Source organism: Streptomyces sp. Z423-1, assembly GCF_013009255.1.
GTDB lineage: Bacteria > Actinomycetota > Actinomycetes > Streptomycetales > Streptomycetaceae > Streptomyces > Streptomyces gossypiisoli.
Window position 1 is genome coordinate 947,393 of the sequence record NZ_CP053109.1, and the last position, 15,376, is coordinate 962,768.

Annotated in this window: 15 protein-coding genes; 3 read left to right on the top strand and 12 right to left on the bottom strand. The window is 71.0% G+C overall.

Annotation, left to right across the window (positions count from 1 at the left end; all coding sequences use genetic code 11):
- Positions 1–10 precede the first annotated feature (10 nt).
- From hpnE to HJD23_RS04470, 10 genes are all read right to left on the bottom strand, one after another.
- Positions 11–1,411 carry a hydroxysqualene dehydroxylase HpnE gene (gene hpnE / locus HJD23_RS04425; protein ID WP_171113801.1) on the bottom strand — a complete coding sequence of 467 codons (1,401 nt, stop codon included), beginning with the start codon at positions 1,409–1,411 and terminating at the stop codon, positions 11–13.
- A 136-nt stretch (positions 1,412–1,547) separates the two neighbouring features.
- Positions 1,548–2,498, bottom strand: a complete 951-nt coding sequence (gene hpnD / locus HJD23_RS04430) for a presqualene diphosphate synthase HpnD (protein WP_171113802.1) — start codon at positions 2,496–2,498, stop codon at positions 1,548–1,550.
- Positions 2,495–3,397 carry a squalene synthase HpnC gene (gene hpnC / locus HJD23_RS04435; protein ID WP_240980628.1) on the bottom strand — a complete coding sequence of 301 codons (903 nt, stop codon included), beginning with the start codon at positions 3,395–3,397 and terminating at the stop codon, positions 2,495–2,497. Before hpnC ends, hpnD begins: the two co-directional genes overlap by 4 nt.
- A 382-nt stretch (positions 3,398–3,779) precedes the next feature.
- The gene (locus HJD23_RS04440) at positions 3,780–4,568 is read right to left on the bottom strand and encodes an ABC transporter ATP-binding protein (protein WP_171113804.1); all 789 of its coding nucleotides are present in this window, start codon (positions 4,566–4,568) and stop codon (positions 3,780–3,782) included.
- Positions 4,561–5,490: an ABC transporter permease gene (locus tag HJD23_RS04445; RefSeq protein ID WP_171113805.1), complete on the bottom strand. Its 930-nt coding sequence runs from the start codon at positions 5,488–5,490 to the stop codon at positions 4,561–4,563. The genes HJD23_RS04440 and HJD23_RS04445 overlap by 8 nt, the downstream gene beginning before the upstream one ends.
- Positions 5,491–5,583: 93 nt before the next feature.
- The gene (locus tag HJD23_RS04450) at positions 5,584–6,456 is read right to left on the bottom strand and encodes a glycosyltransferase (RefSeq protein WP_171118711.1); all 873 of its coding nucleotides are present in this window, start codon (positions 6,454–6,456) and stop codon (positions 5,584–5,586) included.
- Positions 6,457–6,464: 8 nt separating this feature from the next.
- Positions 6,465–7,244, bottom strand: a complete 780-nt coding sequence (locus HJD23_RS04455) for a CDP-alcohol phosphatidyltransferase family protein (protein ID WP_171113806.1) — start codon at positions 7,242–7,244, stop codon at positions 6,465–6,467.
- Complete coding sequence (locus HJD23_RS04460) at positions 7,222–8,283, bottom strand: iron-containing alcohol dehydrogenase family protein (RefSeq protein ID WP_171113807.1); 1,062 nt, start codon at positions 8,281–8,283, stop codon at positions 7,222–7,224. Before HJD23_RS04460 ends, HJD23_RS04455 begins: the two co-directional genes overlap by 23 nt.
- Positions 8,271–9,032: a phosphocholine cytidylyltransferase family protein gene (locus HJD23_RS04465; protein WP_171113808.1), complete on the bottom strand. Its 762-nt coding sequence runs from the start codon at positions 9,030–9,032 to the stop codon at positions 8,271–8,273. Before HJD23_RS04465 ends, HJD23_RS04460 begins: the two co-directional genes overlap by 13 nt.
- A complete protein-coding gene (locus HJD23_RS04470) occupies positions 9,029–10,825 on the bottom strand; it encodes a DUF5941 domain-containing protein (protein WP_171113809.1) in 1,797 nt (598 codons plus the stop codon). The genes HJD23_RS04465 and HJD23_RS04470 overlap by 4 nt, the downstream gene beginning before the upstream one ends.
- A 305-nt stretch (positions 10,826–11,130) precedes the next feature.
- Between HJD23_RS04470 and galE the strand changes: the two genes are divergently transcribed.
- The 3 genes from galE (at position 11,131) to idi (ending at position 14,036) form a co-directional block, all read left to right on the top strand.
- A complete protein-coding gene (gene galE, locus HJD23_RS04475; protein ID WP_171113810.1) occupies positions 11,131–12,102 on the top strand; it encodes a UDP-glucose 4-epimerase GalE in 972 nt (323 codons plus the stop codon).
- Between the two features lie 134 nt (positions 12,103–12,236).
- A complete protein-coding gene (locus tag HJD23_RS04480) occupies positions 12,237–13,175 on the top strand; it encodes a cation diffusion facilitator family transporter (protein WP_171113811.1) in 939 nt (312 codons plus the stop codon).
- A gap of 267 nt (positions 13,176–13,442) precedes the next feature.
- The gene (idi, locus tag HJD23_RS04485; protein ID WP_171113812.1) at positions 13,443–14,036 is read left to right on the top strand and encodes an isopentenyl-diphosphate Delta-isomerase; all 594 of its coding nucleotides are present in this window, start codon (positions 13,443–13,445) and stop codon (positions 14,034–14,036) included.
- 3 nt (positions 14,037–14,039) lie between these two features.
- On the opposite strand, the gene HJD23_RS04490 is transcribed toward idi, so the two are convergent.
- Both HJD23_RS04490 and HJD23_RS04495 read right to left on the bottom strand, forming a co-directional pair.
- Positions 14,040–14,549 carry an ATP-binding protein gene (locus HJD23_RS04490; protein WP_171118713.1) on the bottom strand — a complete coding sequence of 170 codons (510 nt, stop codon included), beginning with the start codon at positions 14,547–14,549 and terminating at the stop codon, positions 14,040–14,042.
- Between the two features lie 175 nt (positions 14,550–14,724).
- A complete protein-coding gene (locus HJD23_RS04495; RefSeq protein WP_171113813.1) occupies positions 14,725–15,345 on the bottom strand; it encodes a DUF308 domain-containing protein in 621 nt (206 codons plus the stop codon).
- Positions 15,346–15,376 lie beyond the last annotated feature (31 nt).

The following is a 15,376-nucleotide window of genomic DNA, read 5'->3' on the forward strand; positions in this document are numbered from 1 at the left end:
TGCTCGATCCTCACGCCGCCTCCTCGACGTCGAAGAGCCGGCGGGGGCGGGGCCGGCCCAGGGCACGCAACGCGGCGTCCGCCGCGCCGATGCCACTGCGGACCGCACTTTCCATGGTCGCGGGCCACCCGGTGGCGGTCCACGCTCCGGCCAGGTACAGGCCGGATGCCTCGGTGCGGGCGCCGGGCCGCAGCCGTCCGACGCCGGGAGTGGGAGCGAAGGTCGCGGTGCGCTCCCTGGTCACGAAGAAGTCCTTCACCTCGGCACCGCGGCTCCGCGGCAGCAGACGCGCCAGTTCCGGCAGGTACCGCTCGCGCAGTGCGGCCACGGGCGCGTCGATCTCGTCCTGCGCGGCCGACTGCGACAGCGCGAGGTACTGGCCGGTCCTCAGCCCCGAGGCCTCCGTGCGGTCGAAGACCCACTGCACGGGCGTGCCGAGCGCGGTGAGGAAGGGGGTGTCGACGACCTTGCGGTCGTAGACGACATGGATGTTGAGGATCGGCGCGGTGCCGATCCGCAGCAGCTGTTCCGGTGCGTCGAGCGCGCCGTCCGGCAGCAAGTCGTATGTCTCGCGCTGGGGTACGGCGAGCACGACCGCGTCGGTCTCGATGACCTCGCCGGGAACTCGAACGCTCCAACGCCCGTTGTCGTTCTGGGAGATGGAGGTGACGCGTGAACGGATCCTGGTACGAACGCCCACGGAGTCGAGCGCCCTGCGGGCCAGCCGGTCGTGCAGTTCGCCCAGCGGGACGCGCGCCCAGCCGATGTCGGCCGCGCCCGGGTCGGACAGCAGACCGGTCTTGAACACCATCGCGGCGAGCCCCAGGGAGGCGTCGGAAGCGACCGCGTTGAGGGTGGCGACCCCGACCAGGTCCCACAGGGCCTCGACGGCACGCGCCGACTGACCGTGCGCGGTCAGCCAGCTGCCGAAGTCCTGTGCGTCCAGGGTCGGATCGGCGAGGTCGAGGCCCTTGAGCGCGAGCGCGGCCCGGCCGACCTTGGCGCGCTCGGCGAGTGAGAGATGCGGATACGTCGCGAGGCTGCGCCCCAGATGCAGGGGCACCGGCAGCGCGTCGCGCCGCAGCCTGCCGAGCCGCCGGCCCTCGGGCTTGGTGACGTCGACGACGGGCACGTCGAGACGGTTCTGCAGCGGAGCCAGTGCCGCGCCGCCGATCCGGTCGAGGAACCAGCGGTAGGCGGTGCAGCAGCGCAGATAGACGTGCTGGCCGTTGTCGACGGTCAGTTCGCCGCGCTGGAAGGAGAAGGCCAGGCCGCCCAGTCTCGGCCTGCCTTCGAGCAGGGTGACGCGCACCCCGGCGTCGGCGAGCGCGAGCGCGGCGGTGATTCCGGCGAGCCCTCCGCCGACCACCACCGTGTCCCGTGCGGGCTCGGACCGCATGCCGTCGGTCATCGTGCACCCTCCCCTGCGCACCCGCCGTGGCGTGTCGAGGTGCCCTGGCAGGCCGTTGCAGTCAGGGACGCCGCCCGGCCACGGAGGGTTGCCCGCCGCTTTTCGCCGCCGGTGTCCCCTTGATCCAAGCTCTCCATCAGGCACGCCTCCTGACGGTCCGTCGGGTCACATGCCGGGCATCGAGACCGGACAGGCCGCGCACGGCGACGTAGGCCTTCTCACGTCCGGGCAGCGAGACCCGGCCGCGCAGCACGGCCTCGGGGTCGCGCTCGATGCGGTCGAGGAGGCGGCGGTAGATGCCGGCCATGGCGGCGACACAGGCGCCGCTGCGCCGGTCGAGCATGGGCAGCAGCTGGTAGCCCTCGGCGAAGAGGGCGCGGGCCCGACGCACTTCGAAGTGCACGAGGCCCGCGAAGTCGGAGCCCTCCGGTGGGGTCGGCCCGCTGAACCCGGCCGAGCAGCCGAACTTGGCCAGGTCGTCGGCGGGCAGATAGGTGCGCCCGCCCTCGGCGTCCTCACGGATGTCGCGCAGGATGTTGGTGAGCTGGAGTGCGAGCCCGAGCGTGTCGGCGTACTCCGGCGCGCGCTCGGCGCCGCGCGCCCCCGGTTCCGTGCCGAACACGCCGAGCGAGAGCCGGCCGATGGCGCCGGCCACACAGCGGCAGTAGGCCTTCAGGTCGTCCCAGGTCTCGTAGGCCTCGCCGCGGACGTCCATCAGGACGCCGTCGATGAGTTCGTCCAGTCCGTCGAGCGGGATCGGGAAGTGGCGGGCGGCGTGGGCGAGCGCGACACCGACGGGGTCGGTGTCGTCCTCGCCGAGCGCGTCCTGACGGATCCGGTCGAGCAGTGTCCGGGTGTCCTGGAGCCGGGCGAACTTCACGTCGTCGGTGAGCGCGCCGTCGCCGATGTCGTCGACGCGCCGGGAGAACGCGTACAGCGCCGACATCGCGCGGCGCTTGGGCGTCGGCAGCAGTCTGATGCCGTAGGCGAAGTTACGGGCCTGCTGTCCGGTGACGGCCTCGCAGTAGCTGTAGGCGGCGAGTACCGGTGCGGACGCGTGTGGCGCTGACTCCACGGTCCGGATCACCCCTCTCCTCGCAGAGTCACGCCCACCTCACGCAGCAACCGGAGCTTGCCGGGTTTGGGCGGGCCGGGAAGTACGTCGTAGTCGGCGGCGGCGATCGCCTGGACGGCCGCCCTTCCCCCCGCCACGAACCCCGCGAGCAACAGCCTCAGTCTGCCGTGCACGCTACCCACGAGGGGGGCGCCTTCATTCAGGAGATCGCGGGCGCGTTGCGCTTCGTATGCGACCAGTGCGCGCACCGATGCGCCCGCGGTCGCCGTGGCGAGATCCGCCTCCTGGACGTGAAAGTGCTTCATGTCCTCGGCGGGCAGATAGATGCGGTCGCGGCCGAGGTCCTCGGCCACGTCCTGGAGGTGCTCGACGATCTGCAGGGCCGTGCAGATCGCGTCCGAGCGGCGGATCCGCTCGGGGGTGGCGGTGCCGGTGACGGCGAGGACGAGCCGGCCCACAGGGTTCGCGGACAGTTCGCAGTAGGCGAGGAGGTCGTCGTAGGTCTCGTAGCGCCTGACGAACTGGTCCTGGCGGTTGGCGGCGATCAGGCCGAGGAACGGCTCGGGGCTGAGCGAGTGGCGGCGGACGGTCGGCTGGAGGCGGCGCAGCAGGGGGTGGCGCGGGGCCGAGTCGAAGACGCGGCGCAGATCGGCCTCGAAGGCGTCCAGCAGGGCCGGCCGGTCCTCGGCCCGCTCGGGCGACACGCCGAGCAGCCGGGCGTCGGCGCCGCCGGGGGCGAGGTCGCCGTCACCGATGTCGTCGACGAGGCGGGCGAAGCCGTAGACGGCCATGAGGTCGGTGCGCCAGGCTCTGGGCAGGAAGAACGGGGCCACGGGGAAGTTCTCGGCCGTGGCCTTGTGGAGGGTCGCGCGCTCCGGGTCGTCCGTGCGCGTCGTGGCGGTTCCCGTCACCGTTTGCTGCCCAGGGCGGGGACGGCACATGCCTCGCGGAGCTGGGGAGTTTCCGTAGCCATTGCCGTCACATCTCCCGTTCTACACTGCCGACCCAATGCGCACTATTTCGGACACGCCGCCCGGTGTTCCGGCCGCTGTCCCGGTGGAGGGTGTCGCGCATTATCGCCCTACTTGCCGTGTTTCGGCACCCGTACAGCTTACGTTGTACAACGCGGCGCGGACCGAGGGGGTGTCCTGCGCATCACAAGAACACACCGATTGGCTTCAAGATTCCTACGGGCGACCGGAGTTGACGCTTCCTTTGCGGGCGGCACAGGTGCCCTTTGCCGACGACGCAGGGCCCCACCGGAGCAGTTCCGGCAGGGCCCTGAACGGCTGTCTACTTGCCCGTGAACTTCTCGTACTCCTTGAGCACCTCGTCGGTGGGTCCGTCCATGCGCAGCTCGCCGCGCTCCAGCCACAGCACGCGGTTGCAGGTGTCCCGGATCGACTTGTTGTTGTGACTGACCAGGAACACGGTGCCCGCCTGCTTGCGCAGCTCGCGGATGCGTTCCTCGGAGCGCTTCTGGAACTTGCGGTCGCCGGTGGCGAGCGCCTCGTCGATCATGAGGACGTCGTGGTCCTTGGCGGCGGCGATGGAGAACCGCAGGCGGGCGGCCATGCCGGAGGAGTAGGTGCGCATCGGCAGGGTGATGAAGTCGCCCTTCTCGTTGATGCCGGAGAAGTCGACGATCTCCTGGTAGCGCTCCTTGATCTGCTCGCGGGTCATGCCCATGGCGAGCCCGCCCAATATGACGTTGCGCTCACCGGTCAGGTCGTTCATCAGGGCCGCGTTCACACCGAGCAGCGAGGGCTGGCCGTCGGTGTAGACCTTGCCGCTCTCGGCGGGCAGCAGCCCGGCGATGGCGCGCAGCAGGGTCGACTTGCCGGAGCCGTTGGAGCCGATCAGGCCGATCGCCTCGCCCCGGTAGGCGACGAAGGACACCCCACGCACGGCGTGCACCTTGCGCACCCCGCGCGCGTCGCCGTCGGAGCCTCGTCTGAGCATGCGGCTGAGGGCCGCGGTGGCGCTGCCCCTGCCGGTCTTGGCGCCGTTGACGCGGTAGACGATGTGCAGGTCGTCCGCGATGACGGTGGGGATGCGTGCCTCGGTCGTATGGTCAGCCACGGCCGTACCTCTCCTCCGCCTTCCAGAAGTACACGAACCCGCCCAGGGCGAACAGCACGGCCCAGCCGCCGGCGACCGCCCAGACGTGGTCGGGGAGGTTCTCCGAGCCGTAGCCGTCGATCATCGCGAAGCGCATCAGGTCCATGTAGATGGCCGCCGGGTTCCACTGGAGCACGTTGGCGATCCAGGCCGGCTTCTCGGCCAGCATGATCGGGATGGAGTACATCACACCGGACGCGTACATCCACGTACGCATCACGAACGGCATCAGCTGCGCCAGGTCCGGGGTCTTGGCACCGGCCCGGGCCATGATCAGTGCGAGGCCGGTGTTGAAACAGAACTGCAGGGCCAGCACCGGCACGATCAGCGCCCAGGACAGGTCCGGGTAGCTGCCGAAGGCGCAGGTCACGGCGAACAGCACGATCATCGAGAAGATCAGCTGCTGGAGCTGCTGGAGCGCGAAGGAGACCGGCAGTGAGGCGCGCGGGAAGTGCAGGGCGCGCACCAGGCCGAGGTTGCCGGAGATCGCGCGGACGCCCGCCATCACCGAGCTCTGCGTGAAGGTGAACACGAACACGCCGGTGACCAGGAACGGGATGTACACCTCGCGCGACATGCCCCGGTCGGCCTCCAGGATCACGCCGAAGACGAAGAAGTACACGGCCGCGTTCAGCAGCGGGGTGACGACCTGCCAGAGCTGGCCGAGCTTGGCCTGGCTGTACTGGGCGGTCAGCTTCGCCCGCGAGAAGGCGAGGATGAAGTGGCGCCGGTCCCAGAGCTGGCGGACGTACTCGACGAGGGAGGGGCGGGCGCCGCTCACGGACAGCCCGTACTTGGCGGCGAGATCCGCCGCGGACAGTCCCTCGTCGGGTGACGGAGGCGCGGTCACCGCGACTGTGCCGTCGTGTGTGGTCTCACTCACTAGTCGAAACTTTCGTCTTATGCGCGGCCTGTGCGGGTCGGCAGGAGCCGGGGGCCGAGCGGTACGCCCCGAATGCTCTCAGGGACGAGCTTGTCAGATGACAGGAGGTCGGCCCAGTCGAGTCAGCCGCCACACCGTACGCCACTTCATGGGCCGGCGGGGACCGCAGGGCGACGTCCAGCCTTCCCGGAAGCCGCCGAACCACGCCCGCAGGGCGGGTCGCGAGGGGCGGCGCAGCAGCGTGAGGGTGAGCCAGATACCCAGGTAGACGGGGACGAGGGGGGCGGGCAGGTTGCGGCGGGCGAGCCAGACGCGGTTGCGGGCGACCATGCGGTGGTAGACCGCGTGCCGGGAGGGCGCGGTCGTCGGGTGGTACAGCACCATGTCGGACCGGTAGTCGATCAGCCAGCCCGCGTCCAGGGCCCGCCAGGCCAGGTCGGTCTCCTCGTGGGCGTAGAAGAACGCGTCCGGCAGGCCGCCGACCTCGGCGAACACCCGGGTACGGACCGCGTTGGCGCCGCCCAGGAACGTGGTGACCCGCGAGGAGCGCATCGGGTCGGAGGCGCGCAGCCGGGGCACGTGGCGGCGCTGGGTGACGCCGGTGTCCGGGTCGGCTATGCGGAAGCTGATGATGCCGAGCTCGGGGTCGGCCTCGAAGGCCTGACGGCACAGCTGGGCGGTGTCGCTGCGGGCGAGCAGGCCGTCGTCGTCGAGGAACAGCAGTATGTCGACGTCACGGCCGCTGGGGCCGAACGCCTCGATGCCGACGTTGCGGCCGCCCGGGATGCCGAGGTTCTCGGGCAGCTCGACGGTGCGCACGCCGGCGGGGACCTCGGGCACGGGCGAGCCGTTGCCGACGACGACCACGTCTATCGGGTCGCCGTCCTGCTTGGCGACCGACTCCAGCAGCGCGCGGAGCTCCTCGGGGCGGTTGCCCATCGTGATGATGACCGCCCCGACCCGCATGCCGGGGCTCACCGGAGCCTGCTCGAAACGAGGATCGACACCAGGTGCAGCAGCGTCTGCAGCAGCGCGATCCCGGCGAGTACGGCGACACCGAGCCGGGTGAAGAACAGGTCGTCGCGGGTCGCGTCCAGGATGGCGAGGACCAGGATCAGCAGGGACGCCTCGATGCCGAGGATCAGCCGGTGGAACTTCAGCGCGGCGGCGGCCCGGCGGGCCAGCGCCATTCCGGAGGAGCGCGGCTCGGACGCGGACTCCTTCACCGGCGGCAGCCCGCCCTGGTGCCGGGCGACACCGACGAGGTCGGTCTCGGCCTTGATCAGGATCGCGCCGAGGGCGGCCAGGGTGCCGAGGAACGCCCACAGCCAGTCGATCCGCCCGGAGCCCCACAGGTCGGCGGCGCGCAGACCGAGGCCGACGAGCACGGCGGCGTCGGTCAGGTAGGCGCCGACCCGGTCCAGGTAGACGCCGCCCAGCGAGAACTGCTGCTTCCAGCGGGCGATCTCGCCGTCGACGCAGTCCAGCAGCAGATACAGCTGGACCATCGCGACGCCGAGCACCGCGCCCGGGATGCCCGGCACCAGCAGGGCCGGGGCCGCGAGCACGCCGAAGACGGTCATCAGGTACGTGAGCTGGTTGGGCGTGACCCTGGTGTTCACCAGGTAGCGGTCGACCCGCAGCGACACCTCACGCATGTAGAGGCGTCCCGCCCAGTGCTCACCGCTGCGCCGGTCCTTCACCCCGGCGGGGTGGACGACAGGGCGGAGTTCAGCTACCGATGGCCTTGACATAGTCGGCGTAGATGTCCTTGATCTGGTGGGTTTGCAGGTCGAGGTGTTCGAGGATCGTGTAGCGGCCGGGCCGGGTCTCCGGGGCGTACTCCACGACCCGCACGAACTCGTCCGGGGTGAAGCCGATCTCCTCCGGCAGCACCGGCAGGCCGTGCCGACGCAGCACCTCGGCCATGTACACCGACTCCTCGTGCGCGCCGCGCAGATACATCGCGAAGGCCGCGCCCAGCCCGCACTGCTCGCCGTGGGCGCCCGCCCGCTTGGGGAAGAGCAGGTCGAAGGCGTGGTTGATCTCGTGGCAGGCGCCGGAGGACGGGCGGGAGTCGCCCGACACCGACATGGCGATCCCGCTGAGGACCAGCGCCTCGGCCAGTACCTGCAGGAAGTCGTTGTCGCCGACGCCGCCCGGGTGCCGCAGCACCGCCTCACCGGCCTGGCGGGCCATGGCCGCGGCGAGGCCGTCGATCTTCTCGCCCTTGACGCGGTGGGCGAGCTCCCAGTCACGGATCGCGGAGATGTTCGAGACGGCGTCGCCGATACCGGCCCGGACGAAGCGGACCGGGGCCTCGCGGATGACGTCCAGATCGATGACGACGGCGATCGGGTTGGGCACGCCGTACGAGCCGCGGCCGGCGTCGTTGTCGAGGGTGGCGACCGGGGAGCACAGGCCGTCGTGCGCGAGGTTCGTGGGGACGGCGACCAGCGGGAGGCCGACGCGGGCCGCGGCGAACTTGGCGCAGTCGATGATCTTGCCGCCGCCGAGGCCGACGAGCGCGTCGAAGTGGCCGGCCTTGATGTCGGCGGCCAGCCGGACGGCGTCGTCCAGGGTGCCGCCACCGACCTCGTACCAGGTGGCGCCGGGCAGTTGCGGGGCGACCCGGTCGCGCAGCCGGGCGCCGGAGCCGCCGCTGACGGCGACGGCGAGCTTGCCCGAGTGCGAGATGCGTTCGTCGGCGAGTACGCCGGCCAGGTCGTCGAGGGCACCCGGGCGGATGTCCACGACGACCGGCGAAGGTATGAGCCGGGTCAGTACTGGCACGCGATCTCCCGTCCGCGGGCCAGATCGTCGTGATTGTCGATCTCGACCCACGCCACGTCACCGATCGGGGCCACGTCGATCTTGAAGCCGCGGTTGACGAGCTCCTGGTAGCCGTGCTCGTAGAACTGCTGGGGGTCGCTCTCCCAGACGGTCCGCAGCGCGTCCGCCAGTTCGGGGGCGGCGTCGCCCTCGATGAGGGTGACGCCGATGTACTCGCCGGTGGCCTCGGTGGGGTCCATCAGCTTGGTGATCTTCCGGACGCCCTGCTCGGGGTCGACGACGACCTTCATCTCCTCGTCGGCCAGCGACTTCACGGTGTCGAGGGCGAGGATGATCTTCTTGCCGTCGCCGCGCGCGGCGAGCAGCGTCTGCTCCACGGAGACCGGGTGGACGGTGTCGCCGTTGGCGAGGATCACGCCGTCCTTGAGCAGGTCACGGCCGCACCACAGGGAGTAGGCGTTGTTCCACTCCTCGGCCTTGTCGTTGTCGACCAGGGTGAGCTTCAGGCCGTACTTCTTCTCCAGCGCGTCCTTGCGCGCGTACACGGCTTCCTTGCGGTAGCCGACGATGATCGCGGCCTCGGTCAGGCCGATCTCGGCGAAGTTGGCGAGGGTCAGGTCGAGAACTGTGATCCCGTCGGTCCCGTCCTCGGTGCCCGCGGGCCCCACCGGCACCAGTGCCTTGGGCAGGGTGTCGGTGTAGGGGCGCAGACGCCGGCCGGCGCCGGCCGCCAGCACGAGGCCGATCATGCGGGTTCTCCTTCATCGTGTACGGCGGGTGCCCCTGCGGACGCCCAGAAGCGGATGCTCTCGACGAGCACCACCAGGGCCACGGCCACGGCGAGGACCGTGAGCGCGACCTCGAACTGCGCTGCGGTCAGCACCACGGCAAGCACCACGACCACCAGCGTCCGGCCCTCGTGCCCCCCGATCGCCCGCACCAGCCAGTGCGAGGGCGCACCCGCGTTGCCGCGGATGCGGTAGACCGTGTCGTAGTGATGGTAGGCGACAGCCGCAACCAGCCCGAAAGCAGCGGGAAGTACTCCGTTCACCTTCGCTTCAGCTGCCAGGATCAGCACGGTCCCGTACTCGGCGGCCCGGAAGAAGGGCGGAACCAGCCAGTCCAGCGCGCCTTTGAGGGGGCGTGAGACGGCGGCCGCGGACAGTGCGACGTAGGCGAGCGCGGCGAGCACGGTCGGCCAGGTCGCGCCCCAGAGTGCGGCGGAGATCACTACGAGGAGAGCGCCGGTGGCCGCGCAGAGCGGCGCCGGGACGGGCACCTTGCGCCCGAGCAGTTCCACCAGCGGCCCGCTGTCCGCCAGATCGGCCAGCGCGCGCGCCGCGCGGTCGGTGCTCCCCCAGTGCTCAACGCCTGGGGGGACCCCCACCGCCTTGCGGGTCAGCGACCGCAGGACGCGCCCCGCCGTGGTGTAGGTCGCGGCGAACGCGCAGCCGATGAGCAGCGCGTAGAAGGTGATGCGGGGGGTCGCGACGGCCGTGAGCACGGCGATCAGCGCCCAGCGCTCGCCGATCGGCAGGACGATCATCCGGCGCAGCCAGACCGTCCAGCCGACACTGTCCAGTTTGTCCGAAAGAGCGGCCGTGGGGCTGGTGTTGGCGGTGGCGTCGTGGTTCGCCTCGTTGAAGGAGAAGTCGACGATGTGCCGGCAGGTCTGCAGGACCATCGCGCCCAGGGCGAGCGCCCACACGTCGTCGCCGCCGCGGGCCGCGCCGAGGGCGAGGCCCGCGTAGTAGGCGTACTCCTTGGCTCGGTCGAAGGTGGCGTCCAGCCAGGCGCCGAGGGTGGAGTACTGCAGGGAGTAGCGGGCCAGTTGGCCGTCGGTGCAGTCCAGCACGAAGGACGCGATCAGCAACACGCCGGCCGCGACGAACCCGCCGCGCGTGCCGGTGGCCGCGCAGCCCGCCGCGATCAGGGCGGTGAGCAGGGAGGCGGTGGTGACCTGATTGGGCGTCAGCCCGCGCCGGGCGCACCAGCGGGCGAGGTAGCGGGAGTACGGGCTGATGAAGAAGGTGGTGAAGAAGCCGTCGCGGGCCTTGACGGCCGACTTCAGGCGTACGGCCTCGTCGTCGACGGCGGCGACGGCCTGGCGCGCCTCGTTGCGGGCCTGCGGGTCGGCGGGGACGGCGGCGACCAGGCTGCCGAGCTCGGGCCGGTGCACCTCGACGTCCAGTGCGCCGGTGATCCGGTCGGCGAGGCTGTCCACCAGCAGCGTGCCCTGCGTGGAGGTCTCGTGGGCCAGCGCGCGCATCAGGGCCTGGCGGCCGGCGGGCTGGGCCGTCACGGCGCCGGGTATCGCACCGAGCGGGAAGCGCGGGTCGGTGAGGCCGAGGCGCAGGGCGTGCAGGTGACCGACGAAACGGGCGTCGACGACGGCGACGCGCTGGTCACCCGGCACCTGGGCGAGGAGGGACTCGGTGTCGGCGGGGTCGGCGGCGATGCGCACTTCGAAGCCGAGCGACCGCAGATCGCCCTCGATCGACGATCCGGGCACCGGCTGACCGGTGAGGATGGCGGTCGACAACCGAAACTCACTCCCTGGGGGCCGACGTTTCCGCGCCGGTCGCGTGCATGGTGGGGCGCCCCGTGGGGCAGGCGGAGCTGCACCCGGCGGCGGCATGTCGGCAGAGGCTATCGGATGCTGGGAAGTTCGTGTTCACCGGCCGTTCACAGTCCGGTTCCACACGGTCTGCTGAACATCCGCGGTGATCATCATTGGGCATCCCGGGGCCGGCGTACAAAATCGCACGTCCGGATGCGGGCAAGCACGGCATACGGGACTCAAGCCCGGGGCGACCCGGATGCCGGCCGGGATTAGGGTGGGCCACCATGACATGGCTGATCACCGGCGGTGCCGGATACATCGGGGCGCATGTGGCGCGGGTCATGGCCAAGGCCGGGGAGCGCGTCGTGGCGCTGGACGACCTCTCGGCCGGGGTGCCCGCGCGGCTCCCGGCGGACGTACCTCTGGTGCGGGGCTCGGCCGGGGACGGCGAGCTGCTGAAGCGGGTGTTCGCCGAGCACGCGGTGACGGGTGTGGTGCATCTCGCGGCGCGCAAGCAGGTCGGCGAGTCGGTGGAGCAGCCGACCCGGTACTACGAGGAGAACGTCGGCGGTCTCGCGGCGCTGATGGACGCGGTCGCCGGCGACGGGATCAGGCGCTTCCTGTTCTCCTCCTCCGCGGCCGTCTACGGCAACCCCGACGTGGACCTCATCACGGAGGACACGCCGTGCGCCCCGATGAGCCCGTACGGCGAGACCAAACTCGCCGGTGAGTGGCTGGTGCGCGCGGCGGGCCGGGCGCACGGCATCGCGACGGTGTGCCTGCGCTACTTCAACGTGGCGGGCGCGGCCGCGCCGGAGCTGGCCGACACGGGCGTGTTCAACGTGGTCCCCATGGTCTTCGACCGGCTGTCCCGCGACGAGGCCCCCCGGATCTTCGGCGACGACTACCCGACGCCGGACGGCACCTGCATCCGTGACTACATCCATGTCGCCGACCTCGCCGAGGCGCACCTCGCGGCGGCACGGCGGCTGTCCGCCCCGGACGCCTCGGGCGATCTGACCGTGAACATCGGCCGCGGAGAGGGCGTCTCGGTGCGCGAGCTGATCACGCTGATCGGTGAGGTGACCGGCGACACCCGCCCCGGCGTCGTCGAGGCGCGCCGTCCCGGGGACGCGCCGCGCGCCGTCGCCTCGGCCGCCCGGGCCGCCGAGGAGCTGGGCTGGACGGCCCGGCGCGGAGTGCGCGAGATGGTCGAGTCGGCGTGGCGGGGGTGGCTGCTCCACCACGGCCGCTGATCGCGCCAATGCCCTGACCTGCGCTTCATTTCCGCAGGTCAGGGCACATGACAACGGTGTTCAGTGCCGCGTTGCCGGGTACCCCCCGCCCGTAGTTCACTGAGGTCCGGACCGATCAGCAGGAGGCGGCTTTCATGGGGGCTGGGCACGATCACGGGCATGCGCACGGCGCGCCGGTCACCGGTACGGCGGCCGCGGCGTACCGCGGCAGGTTGCGGATCGCGCTGTCCATCACGCTCACCGTCATGGTGGTCGAGATCGTCGGCGGTGTGCTCGCGGACTCCCTCGCGCTGATCGCGGACGCCGCGCACATGGCGACCGACGCGCTCGGCCTCGGCATGGCGCTGCTCGCGATCCACTTCGCCAACCTCCCGGCCAGCGCGAACCGCACCTTCGGGTACGCGCGCGCCGAGATCCTCGCCGCGCTCGCCAACTGTCTGCTGCTGCTCGGGGTCGGCGGCTATGTGCTGTACGAGGCGATCCAGCGGTTCATCACACCGGCCGGCACCGAGGGCGGGCTGACCGCGGTGTTCGCTCTGATCGGTCTGGTCGCGAACATGATCTCGCTCACGCTGCTGTTGCGCGGCCAGAAGGAGAGCCTGAACGTGCGCGGCGCCTTCTTGGAGGTCGCCGCCGACGCGCTGGGCTCGGTGGCGGTGCTGGTCTCGGCGGTGGTGATCGTCACCACCGGCTGGCAGGCGGCCGACCCGATCGCCTCGCTGGTCATCGGCCTGATGATCGTGCCGCGCACGCTGAGGCTGCTGCGCGAGACGCTCGACGTGCTGCTGGAGTCGGCGCCCAAGGGCGTCGACATGGCGGAGGTGCGCGCCCACATGCTGGCGCTCGACGGGGTGGAGGACGTCCACGATCTGCACGCCTGGACGATCACCTCGGGCATGCCGGTGCTGTCCGCGCACGTCGTCGTCCGCTCCGACGTCCTGAACGCGATAGGACACGAGAAGATGCTCCACGAACTCCAGGGCTGCCTGGGCGACCACTTCGACGTGGAGCACTGCACGTTCCAGCTGGAGCCGAGCGGCCACGCGGAGCACGAGGCACGGCTGTGCTACTGAGTCACCGGGGTGGCGCCCGCATCGCCCGGGCGCCGAGGCCGGACACGACCGCTCCGGACACGACCGCTTGAGGACCGGCACGGCGCGCAGAGAACGGCGCGCGCCCCCGTCCTTCCCCGTACAGCCCATACCGGACGGTTCCTGGCTTCGTGCGGCGGGCAGGATCATCCACCGGGTCCCTCTTCCGGTGCAGACGCGCCGGGAAGTGCCGGGAGTGCCGGATTCGTACGGCAGACTGGGGCGCGAGGAACGAGGCGAAGGATGGGTATGCCGATCACACCTGCCACCGCGACGCACAGCTCGTCGAACGGCACCGCGGAAGCGATCATGCTGGAACTGGTCGACGAGAACGGCGTGACGATCGGCACCGCTGAGAAGCTCGCCGCCCACCAGCCACCGGGCCGGCTGCACCGGGCGTTCTCGGTCTTCCTGTTCGACGACTACGGCCGGCTGCTGCTCCAGCAGCGGGCGCTGGGCAAGTACCACTCCCCCGGTGTGTGGTCCAACACCTGCTGCGGCCACCCCTACCCGGGCGAGGCCCCCTTCGCGGCGGCGGCCCGGCGGACGTACGAGGAACTCGGCGTCTCCCCGTCGCTGCTCGCCGAGGCGGGCACCGTGCGCTACAACCACCCGGACCCCGTGTCGGGCCTGGTGGAGCAGGAGTACAACCACCTCTTCGTGGGACTCGTGCAGGCCCCGCTGCGGCCGGACCCCGAGGAGGTGCACGCCACGGCGTTCGTCACCCCGGACGAGCTGGCGGAGCGGCACGCCAAGGACACCTTCTCGGCGTGGTTCATGACGGTGCTGGACGCGGCCCGTCCCGCGATCAGGGAGCTGACCGGTCCGTCCGAGGGCTGGTGAGCCTCAGGGCAGCCGGGCGGGATTGAGCGGCAGGGCGGCCCAGATCACCTTGCCGCCATTCGTCGTGTGCTCGACGTCGCACACCCCGCCCGACTCCCGGGTGATCTCCCGCACCAGGAGCAGACCCCGGCCGCCGGTCCGGCCGTGGTCGGTCTCCAGGGCGGTCGGCCGGTAGGGGTGGTTGTCCTCCACGGACACCCGCACCCACTCGGCGCCGACGGCGACCTCCACGGCGAGCATCGGCGAGAGCACCGCGGCGTGCCGTACGGCGTTCGTGACCAGCTCGGAGACGATCAGCAGCAGTCCCTGGGCGACGTCGTCCGTGACCGGCACCCGCTGACGCAGGAGCAGGTCCCGTACGGCGTGCCGGGCCTGCGGGACCGAGGCGTCGACAGCGGGGGCGGTGAACCGCCATACGCCCTCGTACGGCAGTGGAGCGCGCGCGCTCGGCTCGACGGTTGCGTCTGCGCCGCCTGCGGGGCGTGGGGCGGGCCCGCGCCCGTGGTCGTCCATCGTCCGGTCGCCACCCTTGTGCTCGGTTGTCACCACACGTCGAGTGTTGGTAACGCGCCGCCTCCTGCCGGAGAGCTGAACACAAGTCAGCGATTATCGAACGCTTCTGACCGTTGGCGTATGACACAGTCAGGTGTGGGACTGCATCCTGTCCCGCCGGTGCCGACTTTCCGAACTATTCGGCTTGTACGGGTTTCGAGGCATCCCCTGGCTCGGCCCTGCCGACTCCTGAGGCGTCCTCGACCATACCCACGATCCGGCGGCCGCCGAAGCCGGTGGCGATCAGTCCGAGGCCGTCGAAGAGCAGGGCCAACGAGAAGAACGTACCGATGACGTACTGGCTGCTGCTCGGCCAGGAGCCCAGCACCAGGATGCCCAGCAGCAGGTCGAAGGCGCCCAGCAGCAGGGTCAGGCCGAACTGCGGGCCACGCACCACCAGACTGCCGACCAGCCGGAAGAGCCCGGCGCTGAGGAAGAGCAGGGCGGCGAACATGGCCAGGGCGTCGGCGGCCGCGTCGGGGCTCTTCAGGATCACGACACCCGCCGCGATGTTCAGGGCCGCGACGATCACCGCGAGCCAGAAGAAGTTGCTGCCGCGCCCCTCGATGGCGTGCAACAGTCCGACCACGCCGCCGATCAGCAGCAGCCAGCCGAACAGGAGCATGGACGTCAGCGTGGCCACGCCGGTGTAGACGAGCCCGACGAGACCGGCGACGACCAGGAGCACACCCAGGGCGACCAGCCGGCCGAAGCCGCGCCGCAGTTTCGCCTTCTCGTCCTTCGCGGGCTTGGTCATCGGGCCGCCTCCTCTCACGGGGCCCCTCGTC

Bases quoted from the DNA above. Each gene is read 5' to 3' on its own strand.
- hpnE (WP_171113801.1), bottom strand. From the start codon at position 1,411: ATGACCGACGGCATGCGGTCCGAGCCCGCACGGGACACGGTGGTGGTC.
- HJD23_RS04450 (WP_171118711.1), bottom strand. From the start codon at position 6,456: ATGCGGGTCGGGGCGGTCATCATCACGATGGGCAACCGCCCCGAGGAG.
- HJD23_RS04455 (WP_171113806.1), bottom strand. From the start codon at position 7,244: ATGTCAAGGCCATCGGTAGCTGAACTCCGCCCTGTCGTCCACCCCGCC.
- HJD23_RS04465 (WP_171113808.1), bottom strand. From the start codon at position 9,032: ATGATCGGCCTCGTGCTGGCGGCCGGCGCCGGCCGGCGTCTGCGCCCC.
- galE (WP_171113810.1), top strand. From the start codon at position 11,131: ATGACATGGCTGATCACCGGCGGTGCCGGATACATCGGGGCGCATGTG.
- HJD23_RS04480 (WP_171113811.1), top strand. From the start codon at position 12,237: ATGGGGGCTGGGCACGATCACGGGCATGCGCACGGCGCGCCGGTCACC.
- idi (WP_171113812.1), top strand. From the start codon at position 13,443: ATGCCGATCACACCTGCCACCGCGACGCACAGCTCGTCGAACGGCACC.
- HJD23_RS04490 (WP_171118713.1), bottom strand. From the start codon at position 14,549: ATGGACGACCACGGGCGCGGGCCCGCCCCACGCCCCGCAGGCGGCGCA.
- HJD23_RS04495 (WP_171113813.1), bottom strand. From the start codon at position 15,345: ATGACCAAGCCCGCGAAGGACGAGAAGGCGAAACTGCGGCGCGGCTTC.